The organism is Serratia sp. SM04 (genome assembly GCF_040280225.1).
Classification (GTDB): domain Bacteria; phylum Pseudomonadota; class Gammaproteobacteria; order Enterobacterales; family Enterobacteriaceae; genus Serratia; species Serratia sarumanii.
Genome location: NZ_JBEOQT010000002.1, coordinates 218177 through 235424, shown reverse-complemented (window position 1 = coordinate 235424; position 17248 = coordinate 218177). Strand labels below are relative to the sequence as shown.

General features: G+C 57.1%; 13 protein-coding genes. 8 read left to right on the top strand and 5 right to left on the bottom strand.

The window, feature by feature from the left end:
- Positions 1–6: 6 nt before the first annotated feature.
- The 3 genes from ABTW55_RS04060 to metG all read right to left on the bottom strand — a co-directional run bounded on the left by ABTW55_RS04060 (position 7) and on the right by metG (position 4669).
- Positions 7–1221 carry an MFS transporter gene (locus tag ABTW55_RS04060; RefSeq protein WP_033646776.1) on the bottom strand — a complete coding sequence of 405 codons (1215 nt, stop codon included), beginning with the start codon at positions 1219–1221 and terminating at the stop codon, positions 7–9.
- 130 nt (positions 1222–1351) lie between these two features.
- Entirely contained in the window at positions 1352–2419 is a 1068-nt protein-coding gene (locus tag ABTW55_RS04055; protein WP_060419894.1) for a sugar ABC transporter substrate-binding protein, read from the bottom strand.
- 222 nt (positions 2420–2641) lie between these two features.
- Entirely contained in the window at positions 2642–4669 is a 2028-nt protein-coding gene (metG, locus tag ABTW55_RS04050) for a methionine--tRNA ligase (protein WP_033637732.1), read from the bottom strand.
- 159 nt (positions 4670–4828) lie between these two features.
- On the opposite strand from metG, the gene apbC reads away from it, so the two are divergent.
- Positions 4829–5941 (top strand): iron-sulfur cluster carrier protein ApbC, encoded by a 1113-nt coding sequence (gene apbC / locus ABTW55_RS04045; RefSeq protein WP_060419891.1) that lies wholly within the window; start codon positions 4829–4831, stop codon positions 5939–5941.
- 45 nt (positions 5942–5986) lie between these two features.
- Here apbC and ABTW55_RS04040 read toward each other — a convergent pair whose 3' ends face one another.
- Positions 5987–6616: a phosphatase PAP2 family protein gene (locus ABTW55_RS04040; protein WP_060419888.1), complete on the bottom strand. Its 630-nt coding sequence runs from the start codon at positions 6614–6616 to the stop codon at positions 5987–5989.
- Between the two features lie 231 nt (positions 6617–6847).
- Here ABTW55_RS04040 and udk point away from each other — a divergent pair, with 231 nt between their 5' ends.
- The 4 genes from udk to dcuC all read left to right on the top strand — a co-directional run bounded on the left by udk (position 6848) and on the right by dcuC (position 11602).
- Positions 6848–7489 carry a uridine kinase gene (udk, locus tag ABTW55_RS04035; protein ID WP_004938922.1) on the top strand — a complete coding sequence of 214 codons (642 nt, stop codon included), beginning with the start codon at positions 6848–6850 and terminating at the stop codon, positions 7487–7489.
- Between the two features lie 126 nt (positions 7490–7615).
- Positions 7616–8197 (top strand): dCTP deaminase, encoded by a 582-nt coding sequence (gene dcd, locus ABTW55_RS04030; protein WP_004938917.1) that lies wholly within the window; start codon positions 7616–7618, stop codon positions 8195–8197.
- Positions 8198–8241: 44 nt separating this feature from the next.
- Positions 8242–10074: an outer membrane assembly protein AsmA gene (gene asmA, locus ABTW55_RS04025; protein WP_060419885.1), complete on the top strand. Its 1833-nt coding sequence runs from the start codon at positions 8242–8244 to the stop codon at positions 10072–10074.
- Positions 10075–10249: 175 nt separating this feature from the next.
- Positions 10250–11602, top strand: a complete 1353-nt coding sequence (dcuC, locus tag ABTW55_RS04020; protein ID WP_060419883.1) for an anaerobic C4-dicarboxylate transporter DcuC — start codon at positions 10250–10252, stop codon at positions 11600–11602.
- A 31-nt stretch (positions 11603–11633) separates the two neighbouring features.
- On the opposite strand, the gene ABTW55_RS04015 is transcribed toward dcuC, so the two are convergent.
- Positions 11634–13217 (bottom strand): TerC family protein, encoded by a 1584-nt coding sequence (locus ABTW55_RS04015; RefSeq protein ID WP_033637737.1) that lies wholly within the window; start codon positions 13215–13217, stop codon positions 11634–11636.
- A gap of 609 nt (positions 13218–13826) precedes the next feature.
- On the opposite strand from ABTW55_RS04015, the gene galU reads away from it, so the two are divergent.
- The 3 genes from galU to ABTW55_RS04000 all read left to right on the top strand — a co-directional run bounded on the left by galU (position 13827) and on the right by ABTW55_RS04000 (position 17240).
- Entirely contained in the window at positions 13827–14723 is an 897-nt protein-coding gene (gene galU / locus ABTW55_RS04010) for a UTP--glucose-1-phosphate uridylyltransferase GalU (RefSeq protein ID WP_033638708.1), read from the top strand.
- 53 nt (positions 14724–14776) lie between these two features.
- The gene (locus tag ABTW55_RS04005) at positions 14777–15670 is read left to right on the top strand and encodes a sugar phosphate nucleotidyltransferase (RefSeq protein ID WP_033654957.1); all 894 of its coding nucleotides are present in this window, start codon (positions 14777–14779) and stop codon (positions 15668–15670) included.
- Positions 15671–16103: 433 nt separating this feature from the next.
- Entirely contained in the window at positions 16104–17240 is a 1137-nt protein-coding gene (locus ABTW55_RS04000; RefSeq protein WP_033654956.1) for a polysaccharide export protein, read from the top strand.
- Positions 17241–17248: the final 8 nt, after the last annotated feature.

Genomic DNA, 17248 nt, shown 5'->3' with positions numbered 1-17248 from the left:
GCGGATTCAGCGCGCGTCTTCGGCGGTTGCCGCAGCCTGTTCTGCCAGCCGATGGCCAAGGAAGAAAAACAGCAGGCTAAGCAGCGCGCAAACGATCAACATCACGAACATCAACGGCGGCGCGGCATAGCTGAGCAGCATACCGCTCAGAACCGGGTTGATGGCGCCGCCCAGCGCGCTGAGGTTCTGTACCCCATAGTAGCTGCCTTTCAGATGCGGCGGCGCGATAAAGTCGATGAACATATATTCCACCGGAATGACGATGATTTCGCCGAGGGTAAACACCGCCATCGCCACCATCCACAGCCAGACCGCCTGGCCGGCCATCATGAAACCGAGCAGCCCGACGATGAAAAACAGCGTGCCCAGCACCAGCCAGCGCAGCATGTTTTCCTGGCGCATGCCGCGGCTGAGCAAGTATTGCAGGGCGATAACGATGCCGGCGTTGACGATCATTACCAGCCCGATGATCTTGTAGGCGAACTCGGCGCTGGAGACGGTGATCAGGTACTGCGACAGATAGCCGGTGAACTGACCGAACACCACGGCGCCCAGGGTGCTACCGAGAGTGAAGTAGATAAGCCGCCGATCGCTGCGCAGGATAGTCACCGTCTGGCGGAAGTTGGGGAGCGCCGCCGGTGCGGCGGCGGTTGGCGCCGGGCGCTGTTCCCGGCCGCGCAAGCGCAGGCTCAGCGCCGCCACCGTCGCCAGCGCCAACCCGCCCGACAGATAAAACGGCAGCAGCGGGCTAAGCCCGGCCACCAGCACGCCGAGCGCAGAGCCGATCGCCCAGCCGACGTTGACCAACGTATAGTTGATAGAGAAAGCCTTGATGCGCTGCTCGACCGGCAGCCAGTCGGCGAAGCAGGCCTTGATGGTGATACTCAACACCGAATAGCAGGTATGCAGGATCGCCAGCACCACGATGACGCCGCCGGGGCGCGGGATCCAGGGAATGGCGAAGAAGCTCAGCGCAAACAAGACAATCGACAGCAGGATCAGGCGGTTTTTGCTGAATTTGTCCACCAGATAGCCGCCGTACAGGCTGGCAAGGATGCCGAGGGTCAGGCTGACGCCTAGGATCACGCCCACGCTCTTCGGCAGCAGATGGAAATGCTCGGTGAGGTAGATGGTGATGAACGGCAGCGTCACGCCGCGGCCGATGGTCAACACCAGCGAACTGGCCAGCAGTACGTTGATCAGCGAGGGGAATCCCTTCATTCGAAGCCTGTTTATGCATACAGTTATGGGCGATGCAGATAACATAGCGTATTTTGGCGAGGACGGAAGGGGAAAGCCGATAATTAGGTTAAAAACAGAGGCTGCGCCGCCAGCCTCGTCAAAAACAGCACTATTTACCGTGTTCGGCCTGCAGCGTGGCGAACCACGGCTGGACGAAATCGCTGCTGCTGCCCCAGCCGGGGATGATCTTCGCCAGCCCGGCGACGTTGACCGGCCCCGGCTGCGCCAGCAGCAGCGCTTGCGGAATGACCGTCGCTTTGAACTGATAGCTGTCCGGCGTGCTTTCCCCGGCGATCTTGTTGGCCACCAGGCGCAGGTTGACTGCGCCGATAAGCTTCGGATCCACCGCCACGCTGACCTGCCACGGGCTGCCGGCTTCGCGCATCAGCTGCAAGTCCTGGTTGGAGATATCGATGCTGTACAGCTTGATTTCGGTGCGGCCGTTCTCTTTCAGCGCCTTGTAAGCGCCCTGGGTAAAGGCATCCCAGGTGCCCCAGATGGCGTCAATCTTGCCTTTCGGGTATTTCGCCAGCACCGCGCCCACCTTGTTGGCGGTATCGCCCTGCACGTCGGAGGAGACCGCGCCGATCGATTCCAGCTCGTGAATGCCCGGATGCTGTTTCAGCAGCTGCTGATAGGCGGCCTGGCGGCGTTCCATCGGCGGGAAGCCGGCCACCCAGAGTTTGATGATGTTGGCCTGGCCGTTGAAATCCTTCACCAGCTGGCCGAAGGAGGCGTTGGCCAGCGAAGCGTCGTCCTGCTGCGAGACGGTGACGCCGGGAACGCTGCCGCTGACGTCGGTATCGAAAGCCGCGACGGCGATGCCGGCCGCCGCGATGCGTTTGACCAGCTCGGTGGAATAGGGGGCTCGCCCCTGTGAGAGAATGATGCCGTCATATTTCTGGCTGATAGCCTGGTTGACGAAGTCCTGGAAGCGCGCGTCGTCGCCGTTGCTGAGGAAAGTGTCTACCTTGAAGCCCAGCTTGCGCCCTTCCTGAATGGCGCCCGCCAAGAATTGCGTGGTGTTGTCGTCGGAGCCGAGATTGCGGATCACCGCGATGCGCACCGGCCCCTGATGCTGAGCGATGGCGGCCGGCACGGTGGCATTTTCCGCCGCCTGCAGCGGCAGGGCAGCCAGCAGGCTGAGGGCGAGCAGCGAAGTCTTGAGGTTTGTCATTATTATAGGCTCCAAAAAAGCGGGTAAAGGGTCCCGGTGAAGGTCTGTTATAGCAGTCTTTCTGTCTGGACGTCTATTTGTTGTTGCTGAGCATCATAGCGGGATACGGCGGGCGAGGGAATCAGAGCGGTTATGACGTTTTCTTACTGTTTATAACCTTGGGTTTGAGGCATTAAAAAAGGGCCGAGCAAGCTCGACCCTTGATGTAACGCGCCGGCGCGGTTACTTGACCTGCATGCCGGGCTGCGCGCCGCTGTCCGGGCTCAGCAGGAAGATCTCTTTCCCGCCGGGGCCCGCCGCCATCACCATGCCTTCCGAAACGCCGAAACGCATTTTGCGCGGCGCCAGGTTGGCGACCATGATGGTCAGGCGGCCTTCCAGCGCTTTCGGATCCGGGTAAGCGGAGCGAATGCCGGAGAAGATCTGGCGCGATTCGCCGCCCAGATCCAGCTGCAGTTTCAGCAGTTTGTCGGAGCCTTCGACAAAGTCGGCGCTCTTGATCAGGGCGATGCGCATGTCCACCTTGGCGAAGTCGTCGAAGGTGATGGTTTCCTGAATAGGATCATCGGCCAATGGACCGGTCACCGGTTTGGCGGCGGCCATGTCTTCCTTCGAGGCGTTGACCATCTCGCTGACCTTGTCCAGATCGATGCGGTTGAACAGTGCTTTGAAGGCGTTCACCTGATGGCCCAGCAGCGGCTGCGGGATTGCGTCCCAGCTGAGCTCGGCGTTGAGGAACGCTTCGGCGCGCTCGGTCAGCGAAGGCAGCACCGGCTTCAGGTAAGTCATCAGCACGCGGAACAGGTTGATGCCCATCGAGCAGATGGCCTGCAGATCGGCGTCGCGGCCTTCTTCCTTCGCCACCACCCACGGCGCCTGCTCATCCACGTAACGGTTGGCCAGATCGGCCAGCGCCATGATTTCGCGGATCGCGCGGCTGAACTCGCGGCCGGCGTAAGCTTCGGCGATGCTCTGCGCCGCGTCAACGAAGGTCTGGTACAGCGCCGGATCGGCCAGGCTGTCGGCCAGCTTGCCGCCGAAGCGCTTGTTGATAAAGCCGGCGTTGCGCGACGCCAGGTTCACCACCTTGTTGACGATGTCGGCGTTTACGCGCTGCACGAAGTCTTCCAGATTGAGATCGATATCATCAATGCGTGAAGAGAGCTTGGCGGCGTAGTAATAGCGCAGGCAGTCGGCGTCCAGATGCTGCAGGTAGGTGCCGGCCTTGATGAAGGTGCCGCGCGATTTGGACATTTTGGCGCCGTTCACCGTCACGTAGCCGTGCACGAACAGGTTGGTCGGTTTGCGGAAGTTGCTGCCTTCCAGCATTGCCGGCCAGAACAGGCTGTGGAAGTAGACGATGTCCTTGCCGATAAAGTGATACAGCTCGGTGGTGGAGTCTTTGCGCCAGAACTCGTCGAAGTCCAGATCGCCGCGCTTGTCGCACAGGTTCTTGAAGGAGCCCATGTAGCCGATCGGTGCGTCCAGCCAGACGTAGAAGTATTTGCCCGGCGCATCCGGGATCTCGAAGCCGAAGTAAGGCGCATCGCGGGAGATGTCCCACTGCTGCAGGCCGGATTCGAACCACTCCTGCATTTTGTTCGCCACCTGCTCTTGCAGCGCGCCGGAGCGCGTCCACGCCTGCAGCATTTCGCTGAAGGCCGGCAGGTCGAAGAAGAAGTGCTCGGAGTCGCGCATCACCGGCGTCGCGCCGGAAACCACGGACTTCGGATCGATCAGCTCCGTCGGGCTGTAGGTGGCGCCGCACACTTCACAGTTGTCGCCGTACTGATCCGGCGATTTGCATTTCGGGCAGGTGCCTTTCACGAAACGGTCCGGCAGGAACATGCCTTTCTCCGGATCGTACAGCTGAGAAATGGTGCGGTTCTTGATAAAACCGTTTTCTTTCAGGCGGCTGTAAATCAGGGTGGACAGCTCGCGGTTTTCATCGCTATGGGTCGAATGGTAGTTGTCATAGCTGATGCCAAAGCCGGCGAAATCCTGTTGGTGCTCCTGGCTCATCTCCGCGATCATTTCTTCCGGTTTCACGCCCAGCTGCTGCGCTTTCAGCATGATCGGCGTGCCGTGCGCGTCGTCCGCGCAGATGAAATGCACTTCGTGGCCGCGCATTCGTTGGTAACGCACCCAGATATCCGCCTGGATGTGCTCGAGCATGTGGCCGAGATGGATGGAACCATTTGCGTACGGTAGCGCGCACGTCACCAATAATTTTTTCGCGACTTGAGCCATAGTGAGAACTTGCTTTCTGTAATGAATAAAAGGGCCTTCGATGTTAACCGATCGCGCCCTTCGCTGCTAGGGCGGTTTCTTGCAGGTTATATGCGTCAGCGGCAGCGCAGTTCTGATATGCTTAGCCGGAAGCTACCCATTCAAAATCAAGGAGCCGGGATGAACGCAAAATCCCCTGAGCAGACCAACCCCGAAGTTCTGCGCGCCCTGGTGACCGGTGTACTGGCCGCCTTTGAACACCCGACGTTGAAAAACAACCTGACCGCATTGAAGGCCATTCATCACTGCGCGTTGCTGGACGATGTGCTGCATATCGAACTGACGATGCCGTTTGCCTGGCAGAGCGGTTTTGAGGCGCTGCAGGCGAGCGTCGGCCCCGAATTGCTGCGCGTGACCGGCGCTTCCGCCATCGACTGGAAGCTGAAACACGACATCACGACGCTGAAACGCGCCAACGGCCAGGCCGGCATCAAAGGCGTGCGCAACATCGTCGCCGTCAGCTCCGGCAAAGGCGGGGTGGGCAAATCCAGCACCGCCGTCAACCTGGCGCTGGCGCTGGCAGCCGAGGGTGCCAAGGTCGGTATTCTGGACGCCGACATTTACGGCCCGTCGATCCCCAACATGCTGGGCACCGAACATGAGCGGCCGACTTCGCCGGACGGTCAGCACATGGCGCCAATCATGGCGCACGGCCTGGCGACCAACTCCATCGGCTATCTGGTGACCGACGACAACGCCATGGTGTGGCGCGGCCCGATGGCCAGCAAGGCGCTGATGCAGCTGCTGCAGGATACGCTGTGGCCGGATTTGGATTACCTGGTGCTGGATATGCCGCCGGGCACCGGCGACATCCAGCTGACGCTGTCGCAGAACATTCCGGTAACCGGCGCGCTGGTGGTCACCACGCCGCAGGATATCGCCTTGCTGGATGCCGCCAAGGGCATCGTGATGTTCGAGAAAGTGCATGTGCCGGTGCTGGGCATCGTGGAGAACATGAGCGTGCATATCTGCAGCAACTGCGGCCACCATGAGCCGATCTTCGGCACCGGCGGCGCCGAGAAGCTGGTGCAGAAATACCACAGCCGCCTGCTGGGGCAGATGCCGCTGCATATTTCGCTGCGCGAAGACCAGGATCGCGGTACGCCGACGGTGATCAGCCGCCCGGACAGCGAATTCGCCGAAATGTATCGTCAACTGGCCGGCCGCGTGGCTGCGCAGATGTATTGGCAGGGCGAGGCGATCCCGACGGAGATCGCGTTCCGCGCGCTGTAATCTGCCTATCGCACTGCAAGAACCCGGCTCAAGCGCCGGGTTTTTTTATGGGATGCGGGTGGGGTTGTGCAAATCTGCCCGGGTATAAGGGCGTTCGATCTGCGCCAGCGTTTTGGCGATATGCTCCAGCAATCCCTGGGTGGGGGCCGGCTGCCGCTGCCCCATCAGCGCCAAGGGCAAGGCCAGCGCGATGGCGAAGTGCGGCCAGGAGAGATGCGGGCGCGCTTTGTTCCGCTGCAACCACAGGAACAGTGCGCTGGCCAGGTAGCCTAAAATCAGCCCGCTGATCACCTCTGATACCGAATGCACGCGAATTTCCAGCCGCGACACGCCGATGGTAAAAGGCAATATCCATCCGGTCAGCAAAGCGATGCTGCGTATCGGGTGGGAAAAGCGGCCGGTCAACGTCCAGAGCAGTGGCGGCCAGATGCTGGCCGCGAGAGCTGAATGGCCGCTGAATCCGGTGAAATCATAGCGCTCGCTGCCGATGCCCCAGCCCATAAAGGCCAGTTTGGACAGGCAGACCACCCCGCCGGTGAATCCGAAGATCAGCGCCCACTGCCAACCCGCCGCGCGGGTGGCGGGAGATATGAGCAGCAATAAAAACAGAATCAGCGCGCAGGGCAGCAACAACATGCTGTCGCCGAAAAAAGTCAGAAAATACCAATCCAGCACATCAATCTCCGATGAAAGGGGGCGGGGAGCAAAAGTCAGCGCCGGGGAGTGTAACCCGTTACGGCGCGTTGCCCTAGCCGCGAGATTCTTAAAATGCCGCGTGCCCGTGGCGTGGCAGCCCGAATTCGCTCGCCGCCGCGCAATATACAGTGGCGCAATCCCCGGCGACTCCCTATAATTGTCGCGTTTTAGTTCCCCCCCTTCACAATACGAAATCAGGTCTTTAATTTTATGACTGACAATCCGCATCAGTGCGTCATTATTGGTATAGCTGGCGCATCTGCCTCCGGAAAAAGCCTTATCGCCAGCACGTTGTACCGCGAACTCCGCGAGCAGGTCGGCGATGAGCACATCGGCGTTATTCCAGAAGACAGTTACTATAAAGACCAGACTCACCTGACCATGGAAGAACGGGTCAAAACCAACTATGACCACCCGAGCGCCATGGATCACAACCTGCTGTTCCAGCATCTGCAAATGCTGAAAGCCGGCAAGGCGATCGAGCTGCCGCTGTACAGCTACACCGAGCATACGCGCAAGAAAGAAACCGTCCATCTCGAACCTAAAAAAGTGATCATTCTGGAAGGGATCTTGCTGCTGACGGATATCCGCCTGCGCCAGGAGATGAACTTCTCGATCTTTGTCGACACGCCGCTCGATATCTGCCTGATGCGCCGCATGAAGCGCGACGTCAATGAGCGCGGCCGCTCGATGGATTCGGTGATGGCGCAATACCAGAAAACCGTGCGCCCGATGTTCCTGCAGTTTATCGAACCTTCCAAACAATACGCCGATATCATCGTCCCGCGCGGCGGCAAAAACCGCATCGCGATCGATATTCTGAAAGCCAAAATCAGCCAATTCTTTGAATAATGCCGCTTACATGGCCGGAAATGCGCATTTCCGGCCGGCGGCCAACTATTTGCACCCCGGCGTAGACCTTTCGCCCGTTGTGTGGCAATTTTTGTTTAGTTACGCGTTTTGATGGAGAAGAAAGACATGAGACTGTGCGACCGCGATATAGAAGCCTGGCTGGATAGCGAGAAACTGGTGATTTCCCCGCGCCCGCCGCTCGAACGCATCAACGGGGCCACAGTAGATGTCCGTTTGGGCAATCAGTTCCGCGTGTTCCGCGGCCATACCGCGCCTTTTATCGATCTTAGCGGGCCGAAAGACGAAGTCAGCGCCGCGCTGGATCGCGTGATGAGCGACGAGATTGTCCTGCCGGAAGGCGAGGCGTTCTTCCTTCATCCCGGTGAACTGGCCCTGGCGGTGACCTTCGAATCCGTGACGCTGCCGAACGATCTCGTGGGCTGGCTCGACGGCCGCTCTTCTCTGGCGCGTCTGGGGCTGATGGTGCACGTGACCGCGCACCGTATCGATCCGGGCTGGCACGGGCGCATCGTGCTGGAGTTTTACAACTCCGGCAAGTTGCCGCTGGCGCTGCGGCCGGGGATGTTGATTGGCGCCTTGAGCTTTGAGCCGTTGTCCGGCCCGGCGGCCCGGCCATACAACAGCCGGCAGGACGCAAAATATCGCGATCAGCAGGGCGCAGTAGCCAGTCGAATCGACAAGGACTAACGGCGCGGGATGCACCGTCGGTGTGGCGCTGACAAGAGGGTGGCATGAGAAGATTACTGACGACATTGGCGATTTTACTGGTGGTCGTGGTGGCGGGGATGTCCGCGCTGGTACTGCTGGTCAATCCGAATGATTTTCGCGGTTACATGGTCAAAAAGGTCGAGCAGAAGAGCGGCTACCAGCTGACGCTCGAAGGCGACCTGCGTTGGCATATCTGGCCGCAGCTCAGCATTTTGGCCGGGCGCATGACGCTGACCGCGCCGGGCGCCAAGGCGCCGGTGGTGAGCGCGGAAAACATGCGCCTTGACGTCAAACTGTTGCCGCTGCTGTCGCATCAGCTGTTTGTGAAACAGGTGATGTTGAAAAACGCCGTCATTCGCCTCACCCCCGACAGTGAAGAGCACTCGCAAGTGGACGCCCCGATTGCGCCGGCCGGCAGCGGCGCTGATGCGGCAGACGCGGCCTGGAAATTCGATATCGATAACCTGCGCATCGTGGACAGCCTGTTGATTTGGCAGCGCGCCGACAACGAGCAAATCAATGTCCGGGACATCAATCTTACCCTGCAGCAAACGGAGAAACGGCAGGCGCGGCTGGACATCTCCAGCCGGGTCAACCGCGATCAGCGCGACCTGGCCTTCAGCATGGCGGCCGATATCGATCTGCAGCAGTTCCCGCACCAGATCGGTGCCAAGGTGACCCAGTTCAATTACCAATTGGCGGGGGCAGATATTCCGAACGGCGGTATTCAAGGCGAGGGCAATGCTCAGGTGGTCTATCAGCAGACGCCGGCGCAGATTGCCGTCAGCCAGCTGAACGTCAGTGCCAATAACAGCCAGTTGACCGGCGATATCAGCGCCAGCCTGGGGGCGGTGCCCGGCTATGTGGTGAACCTGAATTCGGCTAATCTCGATCTCGACGCGCTTTCCGGTTGGCAATCCAGCACCAATACCGCCGAGCAGCCCGCCGTGACCGCCGCGCCGGTGATCGCCAGCCAGGTTGACGATCGGCAGCAGAACCTGGAAGCGCTGCGCGATTTCAATGCACAGCTGAATCTGCAGGCGGCGCAGTTGACCTACCGCGGTATGAACGTTACCCAGTTAGCCGTCGCGGCGGATAATCAACGCGGCCTGCTGACGCTGCATAAACTTGCCGGGCAATTGGCCGGCGGCGATTTCTCCTTGCCGGGATCGCTCGATGCTCGCGGCAATAAACCGGTGATAAACGTGCAGCCGACCCTGAACCAGGTTGAGCTCGGCACGGTGCTCAAAGCCTTCGACATGCCGCAGATGCTGACCGGCAAATTCAGCATGAAAGGAGATTTGACCGGCGATCGCCTTTCTTCACAGTCATTTGAGCACCGTTGGCGCGGTACGGCGCAGTTGGCAATGCAGGATGCGCAGTTGCACGGCCTGAACATTCAGCAATTGATCCAACAGGCGGTGGCGCGCAACGATAACAGCGTGCGCGGGCAAGACAGCTATCAGCGCTATACCGAAGTCAAAAGCGTCTCGGCGCGGGCCAGCCTGAGCCAGGGCACTGTCAAGCTCAGCAGCCTGACGGCGGATTCGCCTTTGCTGGCGCTGACCGGCGCCGGCAGTATCGATATGCCGGGAAAACAGTGCGATATGGCGCTTAACGTGCGCGTCACAGGCGGCTGGCAAGGGCGCGGCGAACTGATCGAGCAACTGCAAAAAACGCCGATCCCGCTGCGGGTTTACGGGCCGTGGCAACAGCTGAATTACCAACTGCAGGTCGATCAGGTGCTGCGCAAAACGCTGCAGGATCGGGCCAAAGATGCGTTGAACAAATGGGCTGAAAAGAACAAGGATTCGCGCGAAGGCCAGGATCTGAAGAAGCTGCTCGACAAGCTGTAATCCCTCCTGACGCGGGCCGTTTTACGGCTCGCGTCAATATCGGCGTTTCCCGCGATAATTTCCCTCCGTTACCTTGATGAAGGTCATGAAGACTCACGCTCGATTTGTGCAGAGTAAGAGCATATTTTGCTATGACTATGCGCCTGAGCGCGAAAACATAACGAGTTGAGGAAACATGATAGAGCTTCTTATTGGCGCGGCGGTGGCGGTGGGCGTGGGCCGTTACATCATCAAAGGATATTCCGCCACCGGCGTCTTGATGGTGGGAGGGTTGCTGCTGCTCGGTATCAGCGCCCTGATGGGGAAAACGCTGTTGCCGTCCGGCGCCGCGTCTACCGGCTGGCGCGCGACCGATATTATCGAATACGTCAAGATCTTGCTGATGAGCCGCGGCGGCGATCTGGGCATGATGATCATGATGCTGTGCGGTTTCGCCGCCTACATGACGCATATCGGCGCCAACGATGTGGTCGTCAAGCTGGCCTCGCGCCCGTTGCAGATGATCAACTCGCCTTATCTGCTGATGGTGGCGGCCTATTTTGTCGCTTGCCTGATGTCATTGGCGGTCTCTTCCGCCACTGGCCTCGGTGTATTGCTGATGGCGACGCTGTTCCCATTGATGGTGAACGTTGGCATCAGCCGCGGGGCGGCGGCGGCCATTTGCGCTTCGCCGGCGGCGATTATCCTGGCGCCGACCTCCGGCGACGTGGTGCTGGCGGCCAAGGCGGCGGAGATGCCGCTGGTGGACTTCGCGTTCAAAACCACGCTGCCTATCTCGATTGCCGCCATCGTCTGCATGGCCGTGGCGCACTTTTTCTGGCAGCGTTATCTCGACAGGAAGAGTGATGAACAGCATCACATCGTGGACGTCAGCGAAATCAAAACGCATGCGCCGGGGTTTTACGCGATATTGCCGTTTACGCCGATCCTCGGCGTGCTGATCTTCGACGGCAAATGGGGGCCGGAGCTGCACATCATTACCGTGCTGGTAGGGTGCATACTGTTGGCGGCATTGATTGAGTTCGTGCGCAGCTTCAGCGCCAAACAGGTATTCAGCGGCCTGGAAGTGGCGTATCGCGGCATGGCGGACGCATTCGCCAGCGTGGTGATGCTGTTGGTGGCCGCGGGCGTCTTCGCGCAGGGGTTGAGCACCGTCGGCTTTATCAGCGGATTGATCGGGTTGGCGCAGTCGTTCGGCACCGGCGGTTTGATCATGATGCTGGTGTTGGTGGTGATTACCATGCTGGCGGCCATGACCACCGGCTCCGGCAATGCGCCGTTCTATGCGTTTGTCGAACTGATCCCGAAACTGGCGGCGCAGATGGGCGTGAATCCGGCCTACCTGGTGATCCCGATGCTGCAGGCGTCTAATCTCGGCCGTACGCTGTCGCCGGTCTCCGGTGTGGTGGTGGCGGTCTCCGGCATGGCGAAAATCTCGCCGTTCGACGTGGTGAAGCGCACTTCGGTGCCGGTGATTGTCGGGCTGGTGGTGGTGATCGTGGCGACGGAGCTGCTGGTTCCCCAGTAACACAAAGGCCGGGCAATGCCCGGCCTCAATGTTACACCTCGTAGTCCTCCGCTGGAGGAGGCGGGGTGATCTTCACTTTCAGAATGCGGTGGCTGTTGACCTCCAACGGCTCGAACAGGTAGTCACCGATCCTGATTTGTTCGCCTTCTTGCGGCACGCGCTGGCTGTGTTCCATCAATAGCCCCGCCAGCGTGTGGTATTCGCGCTTTTCTTCCAGCGGCATCGGCAGGTACAACACCAGATCTTCCAGCGGCATATAGCCGTTGGCGATCCAGCTACCGTCCTCGTTTTGCTGAATGTCGTGGCGTGCGTCCACCTCTTCGCCGGCCTCCGGCAGGTTGCCGGCGATGGTTTCCATCACGTCCGTCAGGGTGACGACGCCTTCGACGGAGCCGAACTCATCGACCACAAAGGCAAAGTGCGTCTGCGCCTGGCGGAATTGTTCCAGGGCGCTTAACAGCGTGAGCTGTTCCGGGAAGATCAACGGTTGGCGTATCAGCGCACGCAGATCCAGCGGCGCCTGCGCCAGCTGCTGTTTGAGGACGTCGATGGTGTGGATCACGCCCAACGGCTCATCGCTGGCGCTGCTTTCTACCACTACGATGCGCGTGTGCTGATTACGCTCCAGCAACTGCGTCAGCTTTTCCTGCGGATCGTTCAGCTCAAGGTATTCGACGTCGTGACGCGAGGTCATGATGCTGCTGACGGTGCGCTGCGCCATGCCCAACACGCGTTCGATCATGCGCCGCTCTTGCTGGTTGAAGATCTCGCCGTTTTCGCTGTCGCTGTCCGCCAGCAGGTTGGCGGAATGGCTGTCGACCTCCGCTTCTTCATGTTTACCACTCAGCATGCGCAGTACCGCCTCGGCGGTGCGCTCGCGCAGTGGCCGCACCTTCGACAGGAAGCGCCGGCGGTTGAACTGGGCCAGTTGGTTCAAAGCTTCGATCATCACCGAGAAGCCGATCGCCGCGTAGAGGTAACCTTTCGGAATGTGATAGCCGAAGCCCTCCGCCACCAGGCTGAAACCGATCATCAGCAGGAAGCTCAGGCATAGAATAACGATAGTCGGGTGAGCGTTGACGAAACGCGTCAGCGGTTTGCTGGCCAGCAGCATCAGGCCGATGGCGATACAGACCGCGATCATCATCACCGCCAGGTGATCGACCATCCCAACGGCGGTGATCACCGAGTCGAGCGAGAAAACGGCGTCCAGCACCACGATCTGCGCCACCACCAGCCAGAAACGTGCGCCTTTGCGCGCGCCGTGCTGCTCTTCATCCTTGCCTTCCAGCCGCTCATTAAGCTCCATGGTGGCCTTGAACAGCAGAAATATCCCGCCGACCAGCATGATCAGATCGCGGCCGCTGAAGGGGTGCTCCGCGACGATGAACATCGGTTTGGTCAGCGTCGCCAGCCACGAGATGGAGGCGAGCAGCGCCAGACGCATGACCAGCGCCAGCAACAGACCGACGACACGGGCCTTATCTCTTTGTTGTTTTGGTAGTTTGTCCGCCAGAATGGCGATGAAGACAAGGTTGTCTATACCCAGCACGATTTCCAGCACGACCAACGTGGCCAGGCCGGCCCAAATTGTTGGATCAGCGATCCATTCCATACGCCCAATTTCACCTGTAAGTTCTACGGCTTATGCCGCTCGGGAATGATGGGCGTTGAGGCGGCAAAATTCAACTTTAATCGGGAGGATGTGGTTCAGAACAGGAGGATTGCCGCAAACATCGATCGGCGCCGAGTGGCCAACGGAGCCAGGGGCCGGAGGGCGCAAATATCTACCGGGATGTATGCGCTCAGAAAAGAAACGCCTTATTAAATTTATTTAAATCAAAACATTAAAACAATTTTCCTTGACTATGATTCTTATCGGTATCAGGCATGAGTAGTCTTATTCTGAAAACGGCTGGCTGGGGGGATCTAAGGCTTGTATCACTTAGACATTAGTATAAGAATCTTAGTCATATAACGGCAGTAACTAGCATTGTTTGGTTATAAAGGCACCGGTTTTTTTACTTTTTTGTGAACGGCATGGCAGTTCAAACGAAGAATGAGAGCCGTTTTGCATAAAAATTGTTTGGCTCATGCAATGACGTGGTGGATACGTCATAACAGTACTTTGGTAGCTGCAAGCCAAGGGCGGTAGCGTGCCCGATTGAATCCCTTTGTTCACGCTGCGCAGGTGAATGCAGCGCTACGATGAATTGGAATGAAAATGCAAACAAGACTCAAGGCAGTGATCCCCGTTGCGGGGTTGGGAACCCGTATGTTGCCGGCGACCAAGGCGATCCCTAAAGAAATGTTGCCCGTGGTCGATAAGCCCTTAATCCAGTACATTGTTGCTGAATGCGTGGCGGCGGGGATTAAAGATATCGTATTGGTTACGCACTCATCGAAAAACGCGATTGAAAACCATTTTGACACTTCGTTTGAGCTGGAGGCCATGCTCGAAGCGCGTGTGAAACGCCAGCTCCTGAGCGAAGTGCAAAGTATTTGCCCGCCGGACGTTACCGTGATGCAGGTGCGTCAGGGACAGGCGAAAGGGTTGGGGCATGCGGTGCTGTGCGCCAAGCCAATGGTGGGTGATTCTCCTTTCGTTGTGCTGTTGCCCGATGTTTTATTGGATGATTCTACGGCGGATTTGCGTAAGGAAAATCTGGCTAAAATGATCCAGCGTTTTGGTGATACGGGTTACAGCCAAATTATGGTTGAACCGGTGCCGGAACAAGATGTGTCCAAATACGGTGTGGTAGATTGCGCTGGCGCGACGATCGCGGCAGGAGAAAGCGCGCCGATGACGGCGGTGGTTGAGAAGCCGGCCCGCGAGGATGCGCCTTCCAATCTGGCCGTCGTCGGCCGATATGTGCTTGCCGCCGATATTTGGCCGTTACTTGAGAAAACCCCTCCCGGCGCGGGCGATGAGATTCAACTGACCGATGCGATTGCGATGTTGATGGATGAGCAAACGGTGGAAGCATTCCACATGAGCGGCAAGTCCCACGATTGCGGCGACAAGTTTGGCTATATGAAGGCGTTTGTGCAGTATGGTCTGCGTCACGGTACGGAAGGTGAGAATTTCAGCCGCTGGTTGAAGCAGACGTTAGGAAAGTAACAGGTTGTCGCCACCGCGGCTGAAAGCGATCACGAGATTGAATGAGGTCTACCATGACGAAGTTGAAAGCGGTTATTCCCGTTGCCGGATTGGGCATGCGTATGCTGCCGGCGACCAAAGCGATTCCGAAAGAGATGTTGCCAATCGTTGATAAGCCGTTGATTCAATACATTGTCAACGAATGCGTCGCGGCGGGGATTAAAGAGATCATCCTGGTGACGCATTCTTCCAAGAACGCCATTGAAAACCATTTCGATACCTCATTCGAGCTGGAGGCGATGTTGGAGGCGCGCGTGAAACGGCAATTGCTGGATGAGGTGCAGTCGATAACGCCAAAAGGCGTGACGCTGATGCACATTCGCCAAGGGCAGCCGAAAGGACTGGGGCATGCCGTTCTCTGCGCTAAGCCGTTGGTCGGTGATTCTCCGTTTGTCGTGCTGTTGCCGGATGTATTGCTTGATGATGCTAAGGCTGATCTGAGAAAAGATAATTTGTCGCATCTTATTTCTCGTTTCGAAGAAACGGGCCATAGCCAGATACTGGTTCAAACTGTCGACGAGTATACTCTGCGTGAATATTCTGTTGTCGAGTGTGAGAATAACGCACTGCAACCTGGCGATTCTTCGCGTATCAGTTCAATAATCGAGAAGCCGGGACGCGATGTTCCGCTAAAATCAAACTACTCAGCCGTTGGGCGATATGCGCTATCTGCGGATATTTGGCCTATTCTCGAGAAAATTGAGCCGGGCGCTTGGGGACGCATTCAGCTGACAGATGCTATTGCTGAGCTGACTCAGCAGCAAATAGTAGAGGCCACTGAATTGGTTGGTGAGTCGTTCAATTGCGGTGAGAAAATGGGCTATCTGCGGGCGTTCGTGACTTACGGGTTGCGCCATCCTACGCAGGGAAAAGCCTTCCGTGAGTGGGCAGAAAAGTTGGCATTTTAAGAGGTTATAAATCATGATACTGAGGGTTGAGTCTTAAACGCCAGCATTTCGCATGATTGATTTTTATATTAAAATCTTCCAATGGTCGGTATTGTTTAGATTCTTTCCACCCTGAGTTTGTAGCAGATTGAAAGAGATATCGACCAAACGGCAGTTCGTAGACTTCAGATGCGAATGCCAGTGTTAGACGTAGTACTTGATTTGCCAGGATGGCCACCTGTCTTCCCATACCATCCTAATACTACCCTCTGACACTTCAACGATAGCTCAATGACGAGAGAGTGCACGTCTTGATGAATGTTACAGAGCAAGAGCAGAATTCACATGACTTTGTGCTTGGAATTTTCGTTAGATTGCAAATCAGCTGCCAAGGTTAGATAGGATTATCTTGTCAGCTTTGCTGAAACACATACTTGAAAGTGATGATAACTCGATGGCAAAAAGAAAATTGAAAATTATATCGATACTTGTATCCGTCGGTATCCTCAGTGGCTGTACTATCCTTCCCGGACAGCATTTACACACCTCAGGAAAAGAAACGGTAAAACAAGAGGATAGTGATTTTAATATCGATGAACTGGTGAATGTGTATCCGGTTACGCCAAAGTTGATTGACAAGCTTCGTCCCCCACGAGTAGTCGCTCAGCCGAACGCGTTGCTTGAACAAGCACTTCGTAGTTACGAATATCATATCGGTATTGGTGATGTCCTTAATGTAACCGTGTGGGATCACCCGGAGTTGACTACACCAGCAGGCCAATACCGAAGCGCAAGCGATACGGGGAACTGGGTCCAATCGGATGGTACAATTTTTTATCCTTATATTGGTAAAGTTCGTGTAGCGGGAAAAACTGCGACCCAGGTTCGTTCAGAAATAGCAAGTCGGCTTTCTCAATATATTGAAAGCCCTCAGGTCGATGTCAATATAGCTGCGTTTCGTTCGCAGAAAGCATACATTACTGGTGAGGTATCGAAGTCAGGGCAACAAGCTATCACTAATGTTCCCTTGACGGTACTTGATGCAATTAACGTCGCGGGCGGCCTGACGGAAAATGCCGATTGGCGCAATATCGTGCTCACCCACAATGGTAAAGAAGAGCGCCTATCGTTGCAGAAAATGATGCAAAACGGCGATCTTACACAGAACAGATTATTGTACCCGGGTGATATTCTTTATATTCCTCGAAATGACGATCTTAAGATATTTGTTATGGGTGAGGTTAAAACACCAGCGACACTGAAAATGGATCGGAGTGGTATGACACTCACGGAAGCCTTAGGTAATACCAATGGGATAAGCCAAACGACCGCAGATGCAACCGGTGTGTTTGTCATCCGACCTCTCCATGGTACACAGGGTAGCAAATTAGCTGATATCTATCAGTTGAACATGGCTGATGCGACAGCCATGGTTATGGGGGCAGAATTCCAACTTCAGCCTTATGATATCGTCTATGTCACTGCTGCACCAATTGTCCGTTGGAATCGTGTTATCAGTCAGCTGGCACCTACAATATCGAGCTTCAATGACCTGACTGAAGGTACATTGCGCATTCGTAATTGGCCATAGGGCATAGA